At 32.7% G+C, this 1,728-nt stretch carries 5 protein-coding genes; all 5 read right to left on the minus strand.

The features are described from left to right. Positions 1-264, minus strand: a 264-nt coding sequence (locus tag HU235_RS12285) for a ComGF family competence protein (protein ID WP_233452209.1), incomplete at its 3' end; no start/stop codon positions are given. 22 nt (positions 265-286) lie between these two features. Next, the gene (gene comGE, locus HU235_RS12290; RefSeq protein WP_174880394.1) at positions 287-619 is read right to left on the minus strand and encodes a competence type IV pilus minor pilin ComGE; all 333 of its coding nucleotides are present in this window, start codon (positions 617-619) and stop codon (positions 287-289) included. Continuing rightward, positions 606-1,052, minus strand: coding sequence for a competence type IV pilus minor pilin ComGD (comGD, locus tag HU235_RS12295; protein ID WP_174880395.1), 447 nt, complete (start codon positions 1,050-1,052; stop codon positions 606-608). Before comGD ends, comGE begins: the two co-directional genes overlap by 14 nt. After that, a complete protein-coding gene (gene comGC, locus HU235_RS12300) occupies positions 1,036-1,350 on the minus strand; it encodes a competence type IV pilus major pilin ComGC (protein ID WP_095299820.1) in 315 nt (104 codons plus the stop codon). The genes comGD and comGC overlap by 17 nt, the downstream gene beginning before the upstream one ends. A 10-nt stretch (positions 1,351-1,360) precedes the next feature. Then, the coding region (locus HU235_RS12305) for a type II secretion system F family protein (protein WP_174880396.1) at positions 1,361-1,728 on the minus strand (368 nt) is incomplete at its 5' end.

Consider the following 1,728-nt stretch of genomic DNA (forward strand, 5'->3'; position numbering starts at 1 on the left):
TCCTTTTCCATTTACTTGTCTGCGAATTAAATTTTTATATTGCTGGACTGTTACAATCTCTCCTAATTTATTCTTAAATGAGATCTGTTCATCCTTAACTTGAATATCAGTTGCATCCTTCAATTCCCGATGTAATTGAACAGTAAAAAGCTCCCATTCAAAAGGCTTTAAGTCATGTGAATGCTGTGAATGACTCATAAGAAAATGAAAAACCATTGAGAGAGAAGAAATAATAATAGCGTAAACTATGAAGGATAGTAACATGTTCAAAAAGGTATATCCTTGTTCATTTCGATAATAATAAACAAGCTTTTTTCTCTTTATTATTTGCACTCTCCCAAAAAACACATGGTTTACTATAAGCTTCTTCCTCCTCCCATTTTAATTTATAAACAATATTATCCTTTGTTAGTACTTCATCATGCATTTCAGCTTTGTGGAATGCTGCATGCTGTACTTTTTCATGAAGCAGCTTATACGCAGTAATGGATTGTTTCGTATTTACTCTTTCAATTGTTATCATGATAACTTGCGGAATTAATAAAGATGTAATAATCGTCCATATACTAAATGCTGCAAGGGTTTCTGAAAAGGAGAATCCTTTACTACAATTCTTCAATATTTAATCTCCCCTTTCCAAGATAAAAGGTGACTTTATACGTACGATTGTTATAGGTAATGAGCAAAGAGCCACTCGTCTGAATTGCTCCGCTTGCTCGAAATGTAACCCGATTTTTCATCGTACCACCTTCAATTTTTATACCTTGATGATAATTCCTAACAATTAATGCCCCCGCTAGATTACTTTGTTCAATCGTATACTGATAACGATCTCCTCTGAATAATATATAAATCGTCTCCTCATTAAGAAGAGCATATTGTTGAGCGTACATCATATCCTTTTCAAATTGATCAAAAAACGTTTCTATAATTTTAGCTTGGTGGATTGGAACTAAATTTGCTATTAGAACAAAACTCATGATACTTACGATTGAAAGTATAACTAATGCTTCTATCAAAGTATAACCTTGATTGTTACTGACCTTCTCCACTAGCAGTAACCTCTCCATCAGCACCAATAATAATGCTATTTCCATTTGGACAAACAGGAGCCTGCTCTCCCTTTAAGTAACCAGCATTAAGCAAATCATCCATCTTAGGTGTTTTATTATTGTCAATTTTATAAGCCGTAACCTGTGCTTGTACCATATTAACTAATCCTTCGCAGCCTTTCTTTTGGATTCTACTATTATGTTTTGTAACGTTTGGAATTGTAATTAGCAATAATATCGTAATAACTAGTAATACAACTAACATTTCAATTAATGTAAAACCCTTTTGATCTTTCATTTTTTCCTCCTCAAATACTTTCCATCATTTTATACATCGGCAATAACATAGATAAGTAGACAAATAATACTATGATGCCAACAAAACCATATATTGTCGGCTGTATGACCATGGTTATTCTATTCAATTTACTTTCTAGCCTTTCAATGACAAATTGACTATACATATATAGCTCTCTTGCTAATTGACCATTAGCCTGTCCGTGTAAAATAACCTGCGAGAGCTCCTTTTCATAAAAATCACGCTCATAAATTATTTGATGCAACCCTGTGCCAGCTTTTAATTTTTGAATTAGAATTTTTGCTTCAACTTGATAAAAAGGCATAATTCTTTGTTTTTCAAATGTTTTCAGGCTTTCAAAAATTGACATCCCACCAC

Origin of the sequence: Metabacillus niabensis, from assembly GCF_902829255.1 — a bacterium.
In the GTDB taxonomy this organism is placed as follows: domain Bacteria; phylum Bacillota; class Bacilli; order Bacillales; family Bacillaceae; genus Metabacillus; species Metabacillus niabensis.